The organism is Maribellus luteus (genome assembly GCF_003576475.1).
Taxonomy (GTDB): domain Bacteria; phylum Bacteroidota; class Bacteroidia; order Bacteroidales; family Prolixibacteraceae; genus Draconibacterium; species Draconibacterium luteum.
On sequence record NZ_QWGR01000011.1, the window covers coordinates 24,797 to 45,510 of the forward strand.

5 protein-coding genes are annotated in these 20,714 nt (G+C 44.6%); 2 read left to right on the top strand and 3 right to left on the bottom strand.

Going from position 1 to position 20,714, the window contains the following annotated elements; translation table 11 throughout:
* The first annotated feature begins 16 nt into the window (after positions 1-16).
* Positions 17-1,345: a DUF5074 domain-containing protein gene (locus tag D1614_RS16830; protein ID WP_119439141.1), complete on the top strand. Its 1,329-nt coding sequence runs from the start codon at positions 17-19 to the stop codon at positions 1,343-1,345.
* A gap of 204 nt (positions 1,346-1,549) precedes the next feature.
* On the opposite strand, the gene D1614_RS16835 is transcribed toward D1614_RS16830, so the two are convergent.
* The 3 genes from D1614_RS16835 to D1614_RS16845 form a co-directional block, all read right to left on the bottom strand.
* Positions 1,550-9,952: a MopE-related protein gene (locus tag D1614_RS16835; RefSeq protein ID WP_119439142.1), complete on the bottom strand. Its 8,403-nt coding sequence runs from the start codon at positions 9,950-9,952 to the stop codon at positions 1,550-1,552.
* 162 nt (positions 9,953-10,114) lie between these two features.
* Positions 10,115-10,831, bottom strand: a complete 717-nt coding sequence (locus tag D1614_RS16840) for a LytR/AlgR family response regulator transcription factor (RefSeq protein WP_119439143.1) — start codon at positions 10,829-10,831, stop codon at positions 10,115-10,117.
* Positions 10,828-12,723, bottom strand: a complete 1,896-nt coding sequence (locus tag D1614_RS16845; protein WP_119439144.1) for a sensor histidine kinase — start codon at positions 12,721-12,723, stop codon at positions 10,828-10,830. The genes D1614_RS16840 and D1614_RS16845 overlap by 4 nt, the downstream gene beginning before the upstream one ends.
* An 816-nt stretch (positions 12,724-13,539) precedes the next feature.
* On the opposite strand from D1614_RS16845, the gene D1614_RS16850 reads away from it, so the two are divergent.
* Entirely contained in the window at positions 13,540-20,439 is a 6,900-nt protein-coding gene (locus tag D1614_RS16850) for an HYR domain-containing protein (RefSeq protein ID WP_119439145.1), read from the top strand.
* The last annotated feature ends 275 nt before the right edge of the window (positions 20,440-20,714 follow it).

The window sequence follows — 20,714 nt, forward strand, 5'->3', positions numbered from 1 at the left end:
AAAAATTAAAACAGATATGAAAACTAATTTGAAATTACTGGCGGCACTTTTTATTGGAATCACTTTGTTTTCCTGTTCCGATGATGATCCCATTTTACCGAACCCTCCTAGTGCGAATATCAAGAGCCTCGGAGGAGGAGAGGAAATAGCCCAAAACGATACCCTGTATCTGATTGCCGAAATCAACAGCAGTGAGGAAGCTACTCATTCGTGGCTGATCGATAACGAAGCAGTGGAAGCAGGCGATACCCTGGCTTTTGTTTCCGGCGAGATAGGAGACCATGAAATTATACTGAAAGCTTCGAATGCTGGAGGAGAATACTCAACGACATTTTCAGTAAGTGTTTTTGGAAAATACCGCGATGGTGTTTGGGTTTTGAACGAAGGAAACATGACTTCGGAGAATGGCACGCTTATTTTTATCAGCTCAAAAGGAGTTGCAACCGATAGTGTTTACCAAAAAGTGAATGGATCGGAGTTGGGAAATTCAGCACAAGATCTTTTTATTGCCGATGGTAAAATGTACATCATGGCTCAGAATGGTGATCGCGATGGTGGAGATGGAATGTTGGTGGTGGCGAATGCCGAAACACTCGAAAAAGAAGTGGCCTATTCCAATGCAGAATTGGAGGGGCTAAGTTGGCCGACCCATGTGGCTGTTGTTGGCAACAGTGCTTACATCCGGGATAATGCCGGGGTATATTTATTGAACCTTGGAAGCAAAGAGCTGACTTTTGTTGACGGCACATCGGGAGCCATGAAAAACCGGATGGCGGTGGTAAACGGGAAAGTTTTTGTACCTGCCGGAAAGAAAGTATTTGTTTTGCAGGATGGCCAGCTAAATGGGGAAATCGAGTTGCCGGGGACACTTTCCGGAATCGTTCGTTCGGCCGATGATAAGCTGCTGGTTTCGTGCAACGGAACTCCTTCGTTCGTGCTAAAAATCGACCCGGCAGATTACAGTACCATCCAACAAAATGAAGTGGCGGATGTACGAATCAGCGCAGGGTGGGGAGCGTCTCCGGCCATTGGAGCCAAAGGCGATACGGTTTATTTCAGTTCATCCACCAAAATTTACCGGCACATTCTGGAAACCGGGGAAACAAAAGAAATGACGGACGTGAAAGATCACATCGAAAATGCCGGAATTGTGTACAACAATCTGGGAGTGCACCCCGTAACCGGAGAAGTGTATTTTAACACCATTAAAGGTTATGGCCTGGATTTTTTAATCAACGATATTACCGTGTTTAATTTTAGCGGCGAAACACCAGTGCTGGTGAACGATTTTAAAGATTATACAAACTTCCCTGCCGGGATTTTCTTTACAGATAATTTCCGCTAAGCGCAATATTGATCCATTATTCAACGAGAGGAATGACCTGTTTTTTGGTTGTTCCTCTTTTTCTTTTAGCAAGGGTTTCTTTGAGTGAGAGAAAGATCACTTCTTTTCATCTTGCAAGGCTGCAGGCGTTGTGTTTTCAGCGTAAAAATGAAAGGCCGTCAACCGGATTACTCCGGGACGGCCTCTCTTGATGGGTAATGGTTGTTATTGTCGCTTGTCGTAAATAAGCCGGTCGGTAAACACCGATTTGCCAAGTTGCAACCGGTAAATAATAACTCCAGTAGCAACATTCGACGGAATATATTCCACTGTTACTTTTTCGTTTTCGTCTACATGCCTTCTTAGCAAAGTATTGATTTTTGCTCCCGATGCGTTGTAAAGTTCGAGTAACGCAGGTCCGGCTTCTGCTGCGGTAAAATCAAATACGACCCTTTCATTGAATGGGTTGGGCCATACCTTGATTTCGATGCTCTGCGTGTCGGTGAGTTCCGGAGACGCTATGCTGGCCGATTTATTTCCTTTGGGTTTATGGATGATGACCGAACCGCCGCTAACCACCGTTGCCGGTTCTGCTGTTTCGTCGGTCTGTTCAATGTTGTTATCATACACAATTGCTCCATTGTTATTAAGATCCCAGATTTTTATTCTGAATTTATCAAGGTCACTGCTACCGCTCAGGGCGCCGTCAATAACTGATATCATAAACCCGTAATTGCCACTGCCATTAATGATTCCTACTCCTTTAAACTGAGCTTTGGCTCCTGAAATAATAAGTCGCATGGCATCGAAAGTCGAACTGTTGAATTTCAGGTTTCCGGCCTGGAATTGAAACTCGGTGTGTCCTTCGGGAACATTGCTGCCTTTTTTGTATTTGGCCACAAAACCAAAGTTGGCTTTGCCTGTAAGTGTCATGTCCTCTTTGTAGGCACCTGCCGGAGACCAGATCCAGCCACCGCCGGTTACAAATCCACCATCGGGGTCATAAACCGGAATATAGTCGGAAAGCATCGTGTCTAAATTGCCACATGTATCGCTAACGATCAACTCAATGCGGTAAACTCCCGGCTCGTTGTAGGTATGAGAAGCGGTAGATGTTTGTGCAGAAGAGCTTTGATGAGTGAAATGGCCGTCACCCCAGTTCCATTCCAGCTCTGCAATTGCTCCGGAACATACGGCACTGGCAACAATCTCAGTTCCCACCGGGTTCGGATCAATAGGAGTAGTGAGTGAGACTATTTCGATTGAAACCGGACAGCCTCCTTCGCAAGCTCCCATGTTACAGAGCCTGTACTCAATGGTGTCTCCGCAGAGAGTGCCTCCGTTCGAGGGATGTTGCAGTACTGTTCTTGTTCTGAATTGTGTTCCATCGCCGCACTCAGCGCTGCAGTTACTCCATTCGCTCCACTCACTCAATACGCAGTGTATGATATAAGGAGTATCGTCACACACATCGCCAATATTGTCTTCATCGGAATCCAACTGATCAGGATTATAGGTGTTTGGGCAGTTATCATCTGCGTAGGCAACAAAGCCCTCCGGCTGCCGGCATGAGACTGAATCAACAGCTGCATTTCCAAATCCATCCTTGTCAACATCGGCGTACCAGGTAAAACTCTGGACGTCTTCGTCGACTTCTCCGTCACAATCATTGTCGATTCCATCGCAAACTTCAGTTACATTTGGATGAATATTGGCATCGTTATCATCACAGTCGAATGCATTATCTACGAACCCGACAGGCTGAGCGCAAGAGATTGAATCAACAGCTGCATTTCCAAATCCATCCTTGTCAACATCGGCATACCAGGTGAAAATCAGGACGTCTTCGTCGATTTCGCCATCACAATCGTTGTCGATTCCATCACAAACTTCAGTCGCATTTGGATGAATATTGGCGTTGTTATCATCACAGTCGAATGCATTATCTACGAACCCGACAGGCTGAGCACAAGAGATTGAATCAACAGCTGCATTTCCAAATCCATCCTTGTCAACATCGGCATACCAGGTGAAAATCAGGACGTCTTCGTCGATTTCGCCGTCGCAATCATTGTCAATTTCATCACAAACTTCAGTTGCATTTGGATGAATATTGGCATCGTTATCATCACAGTCGAATGCATTATCTACGAACCCGACAGGCTGAGCGCAAGAGATTGAATCAACAGCTGCATTTCCAAATCCATCCTTGTCAACATCGGCATACCAGGTGAAAATCAGGACGTCTTCGTCGATTTCGCCGTCGCAATCATTGTCGATTCCATCGCAAAGTTCGGGTGCTCCGGGATAAACGGTTATATCAGAATCGTCGCAATCGAGGTTGTTGGAAACAAAGCCATCGGGTGCGGAACAAGCCGTAGAATCAACATTCGCATCGCCAAAACCATCACCATCAGCATCAGCATACCAAACGGAGCCAACTCCTTCGTCTATCAGATTATCTCCATCATTGTCCTTTCCGTCACAGATTTCCGGTGCATTGGGGAAAACGGTCGGATCAGTGTCATCCAAATCACCCTGACAGGCTGAAAATCCATCGTTGTCTGCATCGAGTTCATCGGCGGGTACGTTTCCGTTGCAATCATTATCAATACCGTCGCATACTTCCGGATTTCCCGGGAACATGTTCGGATTGGTATCATCGCAATCGCCATCGCAGCTGCTCACTCCATCGCCGTCCAGATCATTGGGATTGACAGAGGAATCGTTATCGTCGCAGTCCAGGTTGTTGGAGACAAAGCCATCGGGTGCGGAACAGGCCGTAGAATTAATATTCGCATCGCCAAAACCATCACCATCAGCATCAGCATACCAAACGGAGCCAATTTCTTCGTCAATCAGGCCATCACCATCATTGTCCTTTCCGTCACAAATTTCCGTTGCATTTGGGAAAACGCTTGGGTCAGTGTCATCCAAATCACCCTGACAGGAAGAAAAACCATCGTTGTCTGCATCTAATTCATTGGCGGGTACGTTTCCGTCACAATCATTGTCAATTCCGTCGCAAAGTTCGGGTGCTCCCGGATAAACGGTTATATCGGAGTCGTCGCAATCGAGGTTGTTGGAAACAAAGTCATCGGGTGCGGAACAAGCCGTAGAATCAACATTCGGATCACCAAATCCGTCACCGTCGGCATCAGCATACCAAACGGAGCCAACTCCTTCGTCTATCAGATTATCTCCATCATTGTCCTTGCCATCGCAGATTTCCGGTGCATTGGGGAAAACGGTCGGATCAGTGTCGTCGAGGTCGCCGTTGCAGGCCGAAAATCCATCGTTGTCTGCATCCAGTTCATCGGCGGGTACATTTCCGTCGCAATCATTATCAATTCCGTCGCATACTTCCGGATTTCCCGGGAACATGTTCGGGTTGGTATCATCGCAGTCGCCGTCGCAGCTGCTCACGCCATCGCCGTCCAGATCATTGGGATTGACAGAGGAATCGTTATCGTCACAATCCTGGCTATTTTCAACAAAGCCATCAGGCGCGGAACAAGCCGTAGAATCAACATTCGGATCACCAAAACCATCACCGTCGGCATCAGCATACCAAACGGAGCCAACTCCTTCGTCTATCAGATTATCTCCATCATTGTCCTTGCCATCGCAGATTTCTGGTGCATTGGGGAAAACGGTCGGATCAGTGTCGTCGAGGTCGCCGTTGCAGGCTGAAAATCCATCGTTGTCTGCATCGAGTTCATCGGCGGGTACATTTCCGTCGCAATCATTATCAATACCGTCGCATACTTCCGGATTTCCCGGGAACATGTTCGGGTTGGTGTCATCGCAGTCGCCGTCGCAGCTGCTCACTCCATCGCCGTCCAGATCATTGGGATTGACAGAGGAATTGTTATCGTCACAATCGAGGTTGTTGGAAACATATCCGTCAGGCGTTTCGCACGACAATGAATCTGTTCCGAAAGCACCGTAGCCATCACCGTCGCTGTCCGCATACCATGTGCTAATGCCAAGAATTATATGAATTTCCTGTGTTTGATACGATCGGTTCTCATTGGCGTCAGTAAAAGTCCAGGTAAGCGTGGTGTCGTAATCGATGGGTAAAGTTAAATCCGGGACTCCCGTAATTTGCCCACCGCAGTTATCAGTCGCAGTGGGAGCAGTCCAGGCAGTAATTCTGCAATCGGCAGAAAGCAATGGTAATACAGGACTATCGGGAACAGGTTGCTCCGTGTCGTCAACCGTTACTTTGAACGAATCAACCCGGATGTTTCCATGAATATCTTCGGCAGTGGAAATTATGCTTGTTGTTCCAACAGGGAAAACAGCGCCCGAAGAAAAGTTGCTTTCCAGGCTCGCCATTCCGCAGTTGTCCGTGGCTTGCACTTCTGCCCAGGTTACAAGGGCAGAACATAAACCGGCATCGTTTGAGACTGAAATATCAGCCGGTAGATTTACAAGCACAGGTGGAGTGGTATCAATAACCGTAACTTTTTGGGTGACAGTATCCGCTTTGTTTCCGGAATTATCTTCAGCAGTCCAAAAGATGAGGGTTTCACCCACTGGAAATTCTGAGTTGAAGGCTAAACCATCGTTTCGTGTTCCGGTGGCTGTGACTTCATCCCGGTTGTCGGCGACCGACGGGGCAATGATTTCTACCAAAGCGCCGCACTGGCCGGGATCATTGTTAACTGTCAGATTGCTTACAGCACTAATTACCGGAGCAAGTGTATCTGCCAAAACTGCAATACTGAAATACACCGTGTCGGATAAATCGGAGGGGTTGAGTCCATTGTCTGAGACTGTTAGTTCGACGTCGTAAGTCAGTCCGCTTTGTGCTGCAACCGGAGTAAAACTAAATTCTCCGGTAGATGAATCCAATGTCATTCCTGCATCCAAAGCCGCTTGGTTTATGGAATACGAAAGTAACTGAATCGGAGTATCGGGATCCGTTGCCGTGAAATTTAAGGTCAGCGTCGAGTCAAAATCGATAGACTGATCATCCACCAGATCAAGTGTTGGGCGTGAGTTGGTTTCAATAACGGAAATGGTGAATGTCGCGGAGTCAGCCAATGTATCCGGATTATTCCCATTGTCGGTTACAGTAACCGTTGCCGGATAATCTGTTCCTCCGTGTTCTTCCAGCGGAGTCCATGAAAATGCCCCCGAATTGGGATCAATGGCCATTCCCAGGGCCAGTGAGGCATTGTCCAACGTGTAGGTCAACTGCTGAACGGGAAAGTCGTCGTCGCTTGCCGTTACATTGAATGCCAGTTCTTCAGATTCAGGAATGGTTTTGTTTTCGATGGAATCCAACACCGGTGGAATATTGTCGGGAAGGGTTGTGACAAAGCCGTTTGCAGTTGTTGGGATAAGATAGCTAACAATCGTTCCTCCGTTAAATGCATTGTATTCATAAATCGAGAAATAATAGGTTCGGTTGGCGGTAAGGCCTGTTACAATAATGTTGTCGTCTTCGCCATCGTATACCACGTAATTGCCCGAGCCAATTGAATCGCCGGCGCCCAGGTAAGTGTTTTCGATGTAATTTACATTGTCAACGGGATCTGAATCAACCGAAGAGCCTTCGCGCATCACGATAATCCTTCTCTGACCGCTTCCAGGAATGAAATTGATCTGGAATGAATTTTTTGTAATCAGGGTGGCATCCAGTACCTGCGCATTTTCCTGCGGGGGGCCGAGTGTGGTGAATTTTCCGGTTAACGGCGGCCTTAAAAGCACAGGGCCAACATTTCCGTTGTATTCATAAGCTGCCAGATGGTAGGTTGTTCCACCTTCGAGGTCGAGCATGGTGAAATTATTGGCCGTTCCTTTGTAAACCACATAGTTCTGATCGCCCAAATGACCGCTTCTGCCAAAATACTGGTTCCACGAATAGCTGGTTGTATCTTTGGGCTCAATGCTAACCGGACTTCCTTTTTTGGCAACCACCATCCGGCGTTGCCCATCCCCGTTTGTCCACGATACATTGCCTGATTCGGGCGTAATTCCGCTAACTGCCAGGTTGGAAGCTTGAATGGTGGGAGGGCCGTAAGTCCAGCCATCTGTTGAATCATGAGCTGAAGTGAGGTAGTCGATGTTAGTTCCTGTGCCTCCGTATTCAAAAATCTTAAAGTAATACTGCGTATTGGGACCCAATCCTTTGGCATAGGCAAAATAGCTGGCGCCGTCGTAAATTACTTTTTGTCCCGGACTTATTTCGGGAGCTAGCCTGAAATCTTCGTTGGCCGCATAATCTACTCCATCTTGTGGCACCGCATCAACAGGCTGTCCTTCGCGGGCAATAATGATTCGGTTATCTCCAGCCCCTTTTGTCCACATTAATCCCAACTGATTGCCATCGGCGGTATTTATCCTGAAATCGGTGGCAGGCGCCGGAGGTTCAAAAGTTACGGTGAAGGAGCCGATCTCGGGATCAATCTGTTTGTAAACCGGGGCCTGTATTCCGTTGTACTCAAAAATGGCAAAGTGGTAGGTATTTCCGGGGTCGATGCTTGTGATTTCGGTATAAACGGTATCCAGATCATTGCCATCCGTTCCGGAATATGTATAACTGAATATGGTACTGTTGTCGCCGATTTTTGCCCCCCCACCGAAATAGGTGGAGGCATAATAGGTTTTCAAATTTTCCGGAATCCCGTCAACCGGTGCATTGGCCCGGGCCAGAATCAGCCTTCGTCCACCGCTACCTCGTGTCCAGTAGATCCGGAGTTTGTCGAGTGTGATAAGTTTAAAGTGCATGTTTCGGGCGGAAGCTTCCGGAGCGGCGGCTGTTGATCTTACCCCTTTAAGCGTTTCGCTTAGCAGATAATTACTGATATCTCCGCTTCCGTTGTACTCAATTACTTCAAAATAATACCTTGTGCCTATTTCAAGGCTATCGATATCAGCATAATAACCGGTGCCATCGTAAACAACTTTTTGGCCGGGAGCCAATTCCGGAGCTAAATTAAAGGCCCGGTTGGCAGTATACTGCACTCCATTGGCCGGAACAGCTGTAATGGCAGAATCTTTTCGTGCAATAATTATTCTTCTGTCGCCGTCACCGCTTGTCCACATCAGGCGCATGGAATTTCCTTCAATGGAGGAAAAGTTTAGGGTCCGGGATGGCTCGGTTGGTGGTGGAGGTAATTTTGTAGTAAAAGAAAAAGTATCAACGTTTGTAGTGTTGTACACCGGGTAATTGGTTCCGTTAAATTCAAATGCCGCTACATGGTAGGTTTTGTTTGGACTTAATGCGGCATAACATGTAGTGTCAGTTCCTTTATAAACCACATAATTTCCGTTTCCAACATGTCCGTATGAACCAAATGTACTGTTCCAGGAAGAAATCCGAACAAATTGTGTCGGGACATAATCAACGGGAGCCCCTTCTTTCATGACAATTATTCTTCCCATTCCGTTACCGGGAGTGTAGTTTAGTTGTGCCAGGTAGGCACTGACGGAAACGGTATCAATATTACTGACATTTACCGAAGGGACTGCTTGTGTGGACTCACTGTGTGTCGGGAATTCACTGGTTAAATAGCCGATCTTGTTGCCGGATCCGCTGTATTCAAAAACTGCGAAATGGTAAGTAGTTCCCGCTTTTAGGTTGCGTATATAGCAGTTGTTGTAGGCATTGTCGTACACCACTTTTTGCCCGGGAGCAATCGAATCTGCCAGATTGAAATCTGCTGATTCTGCGTAATCCGTATTGTTTTGCGGAAGTGCATCAACCGGAGCTCCTTCACGGGCAACAACAATACGTCGTGTGCCGTTTCCCGGCGTCCAGCTTAATTGTAACTGATTGCCTTCAATTAACCCGGAAGTTTGCAAGTTGGTGGAAGCAACGGTGGGGGTACTTAAAGTTGTAGTATTCGCACGTGCCGGATTTGTTGTTAGATACACGGGTCCGGAGCTGCCGTTGTATTCAAAGGCCGCGAAGTGATAAGTTGAATCAGGATAAAGATTTGTGACAGTGAAAGAACCGCTGGTTCCTTTATACACTACAAAATTTCCGTTTCCGATGATCGATGCTTCGTTTATGCCGCGGTAGTGCATTGCCGCGTTGGATCTGTAAGAAATCAGCTCAACGGGATTGGCATCGACCGGAGAACCTGCCTTGCACAATACAATTGTTGCATTACCGTCGCCGCGGGTCCAGTTCAGATCCATTGAGTTTCCGTTAATGTTCGAGATCTGGAACGATGTAGCCTGAACTTGCGGGGCGAAGAGGGTGCTAACCGTATCCGCCAGGTAGCTGGAAGTGAGGTACTCGGTGTTGTAACTGGTGCCGTTAAACTCATAAATGGCTAAATGATATTCGGTTTCAGCCACTAATCCGTTAATGGTAAATCCTGTTGAAGAGCCTGAATAGACCACAAATTCATCGCTTGCGATTTGCTGCCCGCTCCCGAAGGTGCTGTTGGCATTGTAAGTCAGGCCGTTTTGAGGGACTGCGGTAACCGGCGATCCCAATTTTATAATGGCCATTCGGTAAGCGCCGTTACCTTTTGTAAAGTTCACATACAACGAGTTCCCCTGAATATTACTGGGAACCAGATTGCTCGAAGGAGTAGTTGGCTCAGCGGCAAAGCCAATGCCGCACAGCAACATTAAAAATGTAAGCAAGTAAAATAATTTCATAACCCATCAATTTTTTGAACACCTTATCTTTTATCTGTCCAATGTTGAAGAAATGGAGCGGAGTGATTAAGATGGCGTTGTTGTTAGTCTTTTGATGCGTCAAATTAGGGCTCTCCCGTTTTTTATGAAAGTGCGTATGTGTGAATGGTAACTACCGGCTTGTCAGTGGTTGTTTTGGATGAGTTTGATAACTTGTTCCCGCCGGTTTCGGGCAATCGGGAGCACCTGATTGTTGCTCATTAGCACTTCTCCGCCATCGCGTTTAAAATATTTGGTGATAAAGCCGGGGTTAGCCAGGTAAGATTTGTGAATGCGGATAAAAACACTGTCGGGAAGCATTTCCTCAAAATGTTTAAGCGTTTTGCTGGCAATAATTTTTCTGTTTTCGGTGCAGTAAATCTCCGAATAATTTCCGTCCGATTTTATGTAAATGATGGAGTTATAGTTGATAAACTCGATTCCGTCAAAAACCGGAACGGCAATTTTGTCATTCCGGTTGGGGTCCTGTGTTTTTTGCCGGTTTCGGATGGCCAGGTGAACAACCTTTTCCAGTTCGTCGGGTAACACCGGTTTTAGCAGGTAAGCGATGGCTTTTGTGCCAACTGTTTGAATAGCGAATTCTTCGTGTGCCGTGGTAATAATAACATCCGCATTCAGGTCTTCCAGAAGCTCCAGGATGTCGATCCCCGAAAGGCCCGGCATTTCGATGTCGAGAAATACCAGGTCAGGTTTTTCGGCTCTTATTTTCTTTAGCCCTTCTACGGGATTGTTGCTGGTAAACAGAATTTCAACTTGTTCGTCGAAACGCTCGCGCAGGTCGTAAGAGAGGGTTTCGGTTGCATGCTTTTCGTCGTCAACAATACAGGTTCTGAGTTTCATAACGAAGGTTGTTTTTTTATTTTGGGTGATTTGCCTGAATGCTTTCTCACAGGTTGAAGTTCGACCAGCGGGAGTTTTAGCGTGACCTCTGTTCCCGCAGCCTGGTTGTTAGCGTATAAATCGTTGATAATAATGTTTTCTTCGCGGGTGTGCAGGCGTTCGATTAAATCGATTCTCTTTTTGGTAAGGTCCATTGCCATCGACTGATGTCCCTTGGGTTTTGAAGTATGATTTTGTGAAAACCGGCGGCCCACTCCGTTGTCTTTTACCCGGATGATAATTTTACTGTTTTCGGTGGCCACAAACAATTCCAGTTTTTTATCCCGGGTACTGGGGGCTAAACCATGCCGGATAGCATTTTCAATATAGGGTTGAATAATAAGCGGCGGAACCAGCACATTTGTGGTATCGATACCTGGAGCAATGTTGATTTCAAAACCAAAATCTTCCCTGAACCTGAGCTCTTCCAGTTGTACATATAACGCAAGGGTATCGGCTTCTTCGCGGAGTGTTATGTTCTCTTTAGCCGAATAGTAAAGTATCAGACGGATTAATTTCGAAAATTTGGTGATGTACTCCGAGGCTTTGTTTATTTCGTTGGAGATCACATAGGCGCGGATGGAATTCAGTGAGTTAAAAATAAAGTGGGGGTTCATCTGGGCTTTTAGGGCGCTTAGTTCGGTTTTGGCAATTTCACTCTCGATCGATTTTTTTTCCAATTCAATCTGGCGGGTTCGGTAGCCCATCCCGAGCGAAAAAATAAAAACCTCGATAGCGGCGCCGTACATCATAAATTGTATGTCTTTTAGTAAAAGAGCCGTTACTCCGCCAAGCAAAAAAGTGAAACTACCTGCGAGAAAAAACAGAACGATCCTTTTTTTATACTTCCGGAGAATGTATACATAGGCCCCCAGGCTAAACACAATCATGTAATACCTTTCCACATTCAAAATGGTTTCTTCCCAGCCCGTGAAAGGCGACACCGCGTATATCGACAGTTGCAGAATTACCACAAACACCAGCAGGTAGATGGAGACTTTTATGAATTGGTAGAGTTTCGGAAAATCATATTGGGCGTTCAGAAAGGCAATGGAAAACACCAAGTAGCAGATATTGACGATCACTTGTATTACAGTATTGTACAAGGGGTGAATAAAGGGGGCACTGCTCATTAAAAATTCCAGGATGATACTTGTTCTGGTTCCGAGGTAGAGCAGCAGCGAAAGGAGGTAAGCCGAGTAAATGATAAAAAGCCTGTCGCGGTACAGGAAGAATATCCCCAGAAAATAGACGATCATCAGGGAAATCCCACCGATAAACAGGAAATAGGGAAGGTTTCTTTTAAACGAAGAAACAGTAATAAAATGATGGTAAAAAGCCAGTGTTTCCTGGTTGACCAAGGATGGTTTGTTGAGAAAATACCTGTTTTTGTAATCTTTTACTCGGGCAATAAAATACTTGCCCCTTATCAATTGATCTTTTTGGATTGGGATATTGGTCAGGTCATCAACAGCCGGGTCGTTTTCTTTGTTGCGCAGCCCGGCCTGGCACGAAAGAATGGCGGAGGTATCCTGGTAGAACATTTCAATCTTGTCCCAATAATCAAAGCTGATGTACCATTGCGTATCAGGTGTTAGTTTGGCACTGTCGAGCGTCATAAGTATCCAGTATGTTTCGGCAGATTTCATAAGGTACTTCTCAGGAAAGGACTGAAATTTCTCGATCAAACCGGAAGAAAGCAATGCAGGGATATCAAAGTGCTCATCGTTGCTGATAAACAGGCGGGTCTCCATTATTTCGTTTCCATCGGCAAACACAACGGGTGGTTGAGGCTTTGCAATATAAGGAACTAGCAACAATAGATATAGCAAGGCAAAGTATCGTAGCTGCATAATAGGTTGTAGTCAGGTTTACTATTTACATAATTTACTGAATGTAAGAGTATAACAACTGTGAGGGAGGGATTGTTGAAAATTAGCATGTTTCCTCTTGATGGTAGGCCGCAAAAGTGTTTGATATTTTCTTCATTATCTGCCTTATTTTTTAACATATGGTAAATAATGACCGGTTTTTAATACTTATTTTCGGTATGTGCATTAAATCTTTAAACCCGTGGCGCTTATTGTTGATATTCAGGAGTTAGAATCAATTTGTTTTAATGTGTGATCTCCCTTTTTTCCTTTCATGCAGGGGAGAGGTATTTTTGTGAATTTTACCCATCCAATGTTTTTTGAGTGGGGACAAATCCGAAAAAGGAGATCCGAATAAAAAAGAACTGATCCGATTAGAGTTTTGGCAGGAGAGGAAAAGAGACTTTTCTGATTGTTGGGTCGGTAAGAGGTAGGTGGTTTATTCAGAGCCTTTAACATGTTTGTGACTCTTTGTCTTTGCGTATGATTTTCTTACTCCCGATCAACAGCCATCAATACAGAGGAGTAATGTCGTTTAATCGTAAGCTGCTATAAGCGTAGAAGATAAGGTTGGGGAAGGTGTATAGTTAGCTAAATAGAAATTGACACTTATTAGTAAACCAAATTCAATAATAAAAACAAAATGATGATTATGAGGAAAATTTACTTGTTGCTTATGTTAATGCCAGGTGCTTGGGATGAATTTCCTGTCGAAAGATTTCCGAATGATACTGTTTTGGGCAACTATGGATTAAACTGAAATAAAAAACATTATAATATCAATTAACAAACCAAAGAATGAAAAAAAAATCCTTACTCCTATTGATCATATTCATTATAGGTTTTTCTGACATATTTAGTCAAACAGCGCAAATTCTTGATATTGGGATCGTTAATCATCCTGTCACTCCGGATATGGCAGAGGTCTTAGATCAAAAAAATCTCAAATCAGCAAGTGTAAGTTCCTGTGAAAATGAAAAAGGATATTCTGATTTCCCATTCACAATAGACGGTTTAACCGTTACTGGTTCAGGAACGGGAACATACACAAGGTACTATGGCTCTTATACAGATTGTGGTGTTTCCACTAAAGCAAATAGTGTATACATCGGTAGTAGTGGACCTGCCACTTTCACAAATACATTCTCAACTCCTGTGAATGATATGGTTTACAATATTACAGCTGCAGACAACGGAGAAATAGTTACAATAACAGTAGATAATGGAACTCCTGAGATAATAATTGATGAATGTTCTTGTCCTGAGAACATACAGATATCTGGAAATGTAATAACCTTGGGAATCCCTTCAGCTGTTGTTGGTGTTAGAATTATTGTACGTTCAACTTCGGACTATAGCTCGATCTCATTTTCACACAATGGGGGAAATGCAGGACTTTTAATGACCATGTGTTTTGATGCCGTAATTGAATCCATTCAATCTGATGTAAGTACAAGTAGCGTATCGTCAATTACTAATAGCTCAGCAGTATGCGGAGGAAATATTATTTCAGATGGAGGTTCATACATCACGGCAAAAGGTGTTTGCTGGAGCACTTCTACCAACCCAAGCATATTAGATAGTAAAACCGAGGATGGTAGCGGAATAGAAACATTCGTAAGCACAATCACCGGATTATCAAGAAACACTACTTATTATGTAAAAGCCTATGCAACAAATTCGGTTGGTACAGGGTATGGTGATGAAGTAAGTTTTACTACTTTATTGAATTACTCCGGAGGTTCCGGAACGATAGCAAATCCATATCAAATAGCAAGGTTAGAGGATTTAAAATACTTATCAGAACATCCGGAGGACTGGGATGCATATTTTATTCAAGTGGCTGATATTGATGCATCAGCCACTTCTTCGTGGAACGGAGGTAAAGGATTTGATCCAATCGGATGGATTGTTTCTTTTCCTTCGAATAATGATCCCTTTACCGGTTTCTATGATGGCAACGAGAAAACGATCAACAACCTCTATATTAACAGACCCGGTGAAGGCAGCGTTGGTCTGTTTGGCTACATAAATGGCGCTACTGTTCGAAATCTTGGAATGAATAATGCCAATATTACCGGGAGTGGTAATACAGGAACGTTGTTTGGTACAGTCTATACTGGGAGCCATGTAGAAGGCTGTTGGGTAACGGGAACGGTTAAAGGAAATAATACAGCAGGAGGATTTGCCGGGAATAATTATAAAGGTACGATCTTGGATTGTTATGCGAGGGTGAATGTTATCAACGATTTCGGTACTTCTTATGTGGGGGGATTTATCGCATTTCTGAATGGAACACTAACCAATGTTTATGCTGCCGGTCAGGTAAGTGGGGCTAATGCCAATGGGCTTGTTGGAAATTTTGCCGGAGGACCAATTACTTCTTCATACTGGGATACGCAAGCGTCAGGAGTATCAATCAGTACTGCGGGAACAGGAAGAACGACTGAGGAAATGCAAATACAGGACACCTATTCCGGATGGAATTTCAGCAGTACATGGAGTATTGATCCCCTGAAAAACGATGGTTATCCTTACCTTTCCTGGCAATCGTTCGTAATGTTAACTACGTCTTCGGTTACCGCTATTGAAAGTAACAGTGCAACTGGAGGAGGCGAAATTACCGATGATGATGGCAATACTTTTTCTGCAATCGGTTTATGTTGGAACACTTCAGGAATGCCGACTATTCTGGATAATAAAACAACCAATGGCTCAGTTTCAGCTCCGTTTAGTGGTTCAATAACCGGACTGGAAGCGAAAAAGAAGTATTTTGTAAGAGCTTATGCAACTACGAGCGGGGGTGTTACCTATTACGGGAATGAAGAAAGTTTTACGACTGCTAATGGCGTGCCTGTTGCCAATGATTTTACAGCGTCTCCTGGCCCTTACCAGAATGTCGTTTATTCCTTCTATACTTCAGATTTTGGTTATGCTGACGGCGAAAGTGATCCTTTAAATCACATTCGAATAGTGGCAATCCCTTCGAGTGGAAGATTATATGTTGATGGTGCTGTTACAGAGAATGATGCCTTTGATGTAGGTGAAGAACTGGCAAATGGGGCAATGATTAGCAAGGCTGATTTAGACGCGGGAAACCTTCAGTATTATACTACAGTAGCCACCAATACTTCGTTTAAATTTGCCGTAAACGATGGTATTGACTACAGTGCGTCAACTTATGACGCAACTTTAAATACAATACCAGCTGTAAAAGTTTCAATAACCACACAAACAAACGTTTCATGTAATGGCGAAAATGACGGTTCTTTAACAGCAACAGTTACCCCGGGAGCTCCAAATTACAGTTATGTTTGGTCAAATGGTTCGAGTACCTTCAACAGTTCTGCCACAACAAATACCATATCTTCGTTGAATGCAGGAGCATATTCTGTTATCGTAACTGACCTGGGTGGCAACAAAGATACCGCGTCAGCAATTATTACTCAGCCAGCAAAACTGGTTGCTTCTGTTGTAGCCGATTCAATGGCTTCCTGTTACGGAGAATCCGACGGTGGCATGACAGCTTCTGTTATTGGTGGCACATCTCCTTATAGTTATTTATGGTCGAATGGCGCAAAAACGACTTCAGTCTCCGGGGTGGCAGCCGGTACTTACAACGTTACGGTCACCGATTTCCAGGGATGTGAAAGCACTGCCAGTATTGAGATTGTTGTGATCGATACCTTTGCTCCTGTAGCAGGTTGTAAGGATATTAATGTTTTTCTTGATACCGATGGCAGTGTTGCTCTAAATTCGTTGGCAATTGAAAATGGCTCAACTGACAACTGTGGAATTTTCTCTCATACTCTGGATATAAACAGCTTTAATTGCGGTGATATTGGAGAAAATATCGTAACTATGACTGTAAGTGATTTTCACTCCAATTCTGCCAGTTGCCAGTCAGTTGTAACTGTTTTAGATACCATTTCTCCTGCCGTACAAACAAAAGATATTACCGTTTATCTCGACGAATCAGGCTTTGCCTCCATCGATTCTTCTGATGTTGATGCTGGTTCTACCGATAATTGTGGCATTAAAACCATTTCTATTTCTCAGAATACTTTTGATTGCAGCGATATTGATGCTACTTCGGTTCCCACATCGGTTGGGTTAAAAAGTTCAATGCTCGATGCCGGATCGAATGGTGTACTTGTCCAGTTAACAGTGGAAGATAACAATAACAATGTTGGTAGTGAATGGTTTGTTGTTACAGTTCTGGATACAATCTCACCTGTGACCGAACACGATAACATAACTGTGGAAGCAGATGCCGATAGATGTGGCACGAATGTTTATTATGATGTCATACGGTTTTCGGCAGATTTTGCTCAACGTGAAGTATCTACAAGTTGTGAAGACTGGGAGGCTTTTAGAGCTGATTTGTCGTCTTCTTATACTTATAAGAGTGTAACGATTAAGGGATCAATGGATTCCATCGGAGTTTCAATTACCGATCCCGATAAAGTAGCGCAAATCGCCGATGCTCTCAGAACAGGTTCATACATATCTGTCGATTTTGAAGGCAGACAGTGGAGAGTCGGTTTATGTGGTAACGGAATAGAGCTTAGCGCGGCAGGAAGTACATGTATGTGTGAAGATGATGAGTACATAATTCGTCCCTGTATTGGAAATTCCAATTGGGGAGGTGCGGGGACCGCTACCTGCAACGGACCATCTCAAACAATTATTGTCGAATTTGAGATTGCTCAAGGTTTTTCTGATCAGGATAACTGTGATGTTGAAGTAAATTACATTCCTGAAAGCGGATCTTTTTTACCGGTAGGTGAGACAACTGTTGTTAAAACCGTAACAGATAAATCAGGAAATTCATCAACTACTGAATTTACTGTATTGGTTGAGGATAAAACGCTACCAATCGTTCTTGCTCGCGATACTACGCTGTATCTTGATGCAAATGGTATTGCAAGCCTGATGGCATCCTCTGTTGGTAAAGGTTCGTTTGACGAATGTGGAATTGATACCATGTACCTTAGTAAAAACAGCTTTGATTGTGGTGACCTGGGAACACAAAATGTAACCTTAACCGTTGTTGATATTGACGGAAATCAGGCATTAAGCTTAGCCCAGGTTACAGTTCTTGACACCATTTCTCCTGTAGTAGCATGCCAGCCAATAACGGTTTACCTCGATGAGACAGGATTTGCCTCCATTGCCGAAGATTCGGTAGACAATGGTTCTGCTGATGCCTGTGTCTTTACATTTGACACCGATACGACCGCATTTGGTTGTTCAGATGTTTTTGAAACCAATATAGTAACGCTGACGGTAACAGATGCAAGTGGGAATTGGTCCAGTTGTACGTCTGCAGTTACCGTTCTTGATACCATTTCTCCAATAGCTATTTGCCAACCAATAACGGTTTACCTGGATGCCGCAGGATTTGCGTCCATTGCCGAAGATTCGGTAGACAATGGTTCGGCAGATGCTTGTGCATATACGTTTGACACCGATATCACCGAATTCGGTTGCTCGGATGTTTTGGAAACCAACATCGTAACGATGAAGGTAACTGATGCAAGTGGAAACTGGTCCAGTTGTACCTCCGAAGTTACAGTTCTGGATACCATTCAACCAACCGTTATTTGCAGAGATACTACATTACATGTAGGAGAAACAGGAATTGCCATTATCGATTTTTCATCTCTAGATAATGGATCGAGCGACGCATGCGGAATAGCAAGTATGAGTTTAAGTAAGACTGAGTTTACTGGCGAAGATGTGGGTGCCAACCTTGTTGAATTAAGTGCAACGGATGTCTACGGGAATGTGTCTTCGTGTGTTTCTACCGTAACGGTGATGGATACCATTGCGCCGGTAGTGTCGTGTAAAGACATTGGTCTTAATTTAGGCGAAAATGGGAGTTCTCGTCTTTACGCTTTGTATATTTTGGATAGCGCATTCGATGCCGGAGGGATTGTTTCTCACGACCTGAGCAAATCTAAATTTAATTGCAGCAATGTTGGCAATAATATCGTAGAACTAACAGTAACCGATGTGGGTGGAAATACTGCCACGTGTAGCGCAAATGTGGAAGTATATGACAATTTCGCACCGGTAGTTTTTTGTAACGACCTGGAGGTATACTTAGATGAAAATGGAATTGCAGAAGTGGAAGTTCCGATGCTGGAAGAAAGTTCTGATGATGCTTGCGGAATCGCACAGAAAGAAATCTCACAAAGTATTTTTACCGATGCCAACCTTGGCGACAATACCGTGAACTTGTATGTTATTGATGTGAATGGAAACGTTGGGACCTGCGAATCGAAAGTGACGGTTAACGATACGATTGCACCGGTAGTTGCCTGTAATCCAATCAGCATTTGGTTGTCTGCGGGAAAAACATATCAACTTACAGTGGATGATATAACAGCTCTGGCAGCAGGAAGCTTTGATAATGCTACCACTTTTGAAAACTTGATCGTTGATGTTGTGCCGGGTATTTTCGAATGCAAAAACATCGGTGATTCAATACCTGTAACAGTCAGTGTTACCGATAAAGCCGGTAACCAAAGCAGCTGCGAAACAAAAGTGTTTGTTTCCTATTCTGCCGACAAAAATCTGGAAGATATTCACGTTGAATTACCTGCCGGAGTTTGTGAAACCACAGTGGATTATCCTGCAATATTTACAGGCGAGTCATGTGCAACACTCACACTGCTTGACGGATTGGGTGCCGGTGGTGTATTCCCGGTCGGAACAACGGTAGAAACCTGGGAAGTTGCATTGGAAGGTGCAAAAGATACCGTTTCATTCTCGGTAACGGTAAACAGCGCAAATGCGGTGCCGACCCTCGATCCTGTGGCCGGTGTTACCGCGTCCGAAGACCAGCAAGTGGTGATCAGCCTGACCGGCATTTCCGACGGCGGCGATTGCATCGCGCAGGAACTAAGCATTAGTGCTGCCACTGACAATACGGATCTTATCGAAAACATGGCGGTGGCTTATACTTCAAACGAATCAACCGCTGAGTTGGAGCTATCTCTGGCAACAAACAAAACCGGGGAGGCGCAGGTGGTTGTTCGGGTAACCGATGAGGAAGGAGCCTTTGTGACAGATACGTTTATGGTGTTTGTTCAAGCGGGGAACCATGCTCCGGTATTGATTATCCCGGTTGCTGACCAGGAAGTGGAAGAAGGCGCTGTATTGAACCTGGCGCTGAGTAAAGTGCCCGGCGAAATGTTCACCGACCCGGACGGAGACGAACTGGTATGGTCGTTTACGGTAGAAAATGATACTGTTCCGGCCTGGATGAAAGTAACGGAAACGGCCGGCGAATTTGTTTTTGATTTTACGCCGCAGACGGCCGACACGGGTTGTTACAACATTATTGTTGCAGTTGAGGACCCGGCAGGTGCCACCGCCACAGATACTTTTGAACTGTGTGTTTTGAGAACGATAACCGGAATTGGCGACATAAACGAAGGGTTGTTTGCCATCACGATGTATCCGAATCCAACCACCGGAAAGGTGTATGTCGGGAATGAGTCGCAAAGCAATGAAAACATTGCAATTATCGTTTTCAGTGCGTCGGGCAGCGAAGTTCTTCGCAAAGAGTTCCGTGCCAGCGATCGTATTCAATTTGACCTGTCTGACCAGGTTGCAGGCTTCTATCTTGTAAGCATTAAACAGGGAGAGCAGCAGGTTGTTAAAAAGCTGATATTCGACCGAAAATAACGGGTTAAGCCACTACGGAAAAGCCGTCTCAGTTCTGTCTGGGACGGCTTTTTTGTGGTAATACTTTTCTGTACACAAATTCGCAGATCCGTTAAGGTTGCAGGAGAAGCAATATCAGATGTTTCAGGAAGTGAAGGGAAATTAAAATCTTCCCGTCAATTGAGGATCGTTTTGCACCGGGCTGAAATGTACGGGCTTTTCAGTCCACTTCCATTTATCAGTTCATGACACCCAAACTTCATCATGAACTTTCGAAAAGACACATAAGAAGTGCA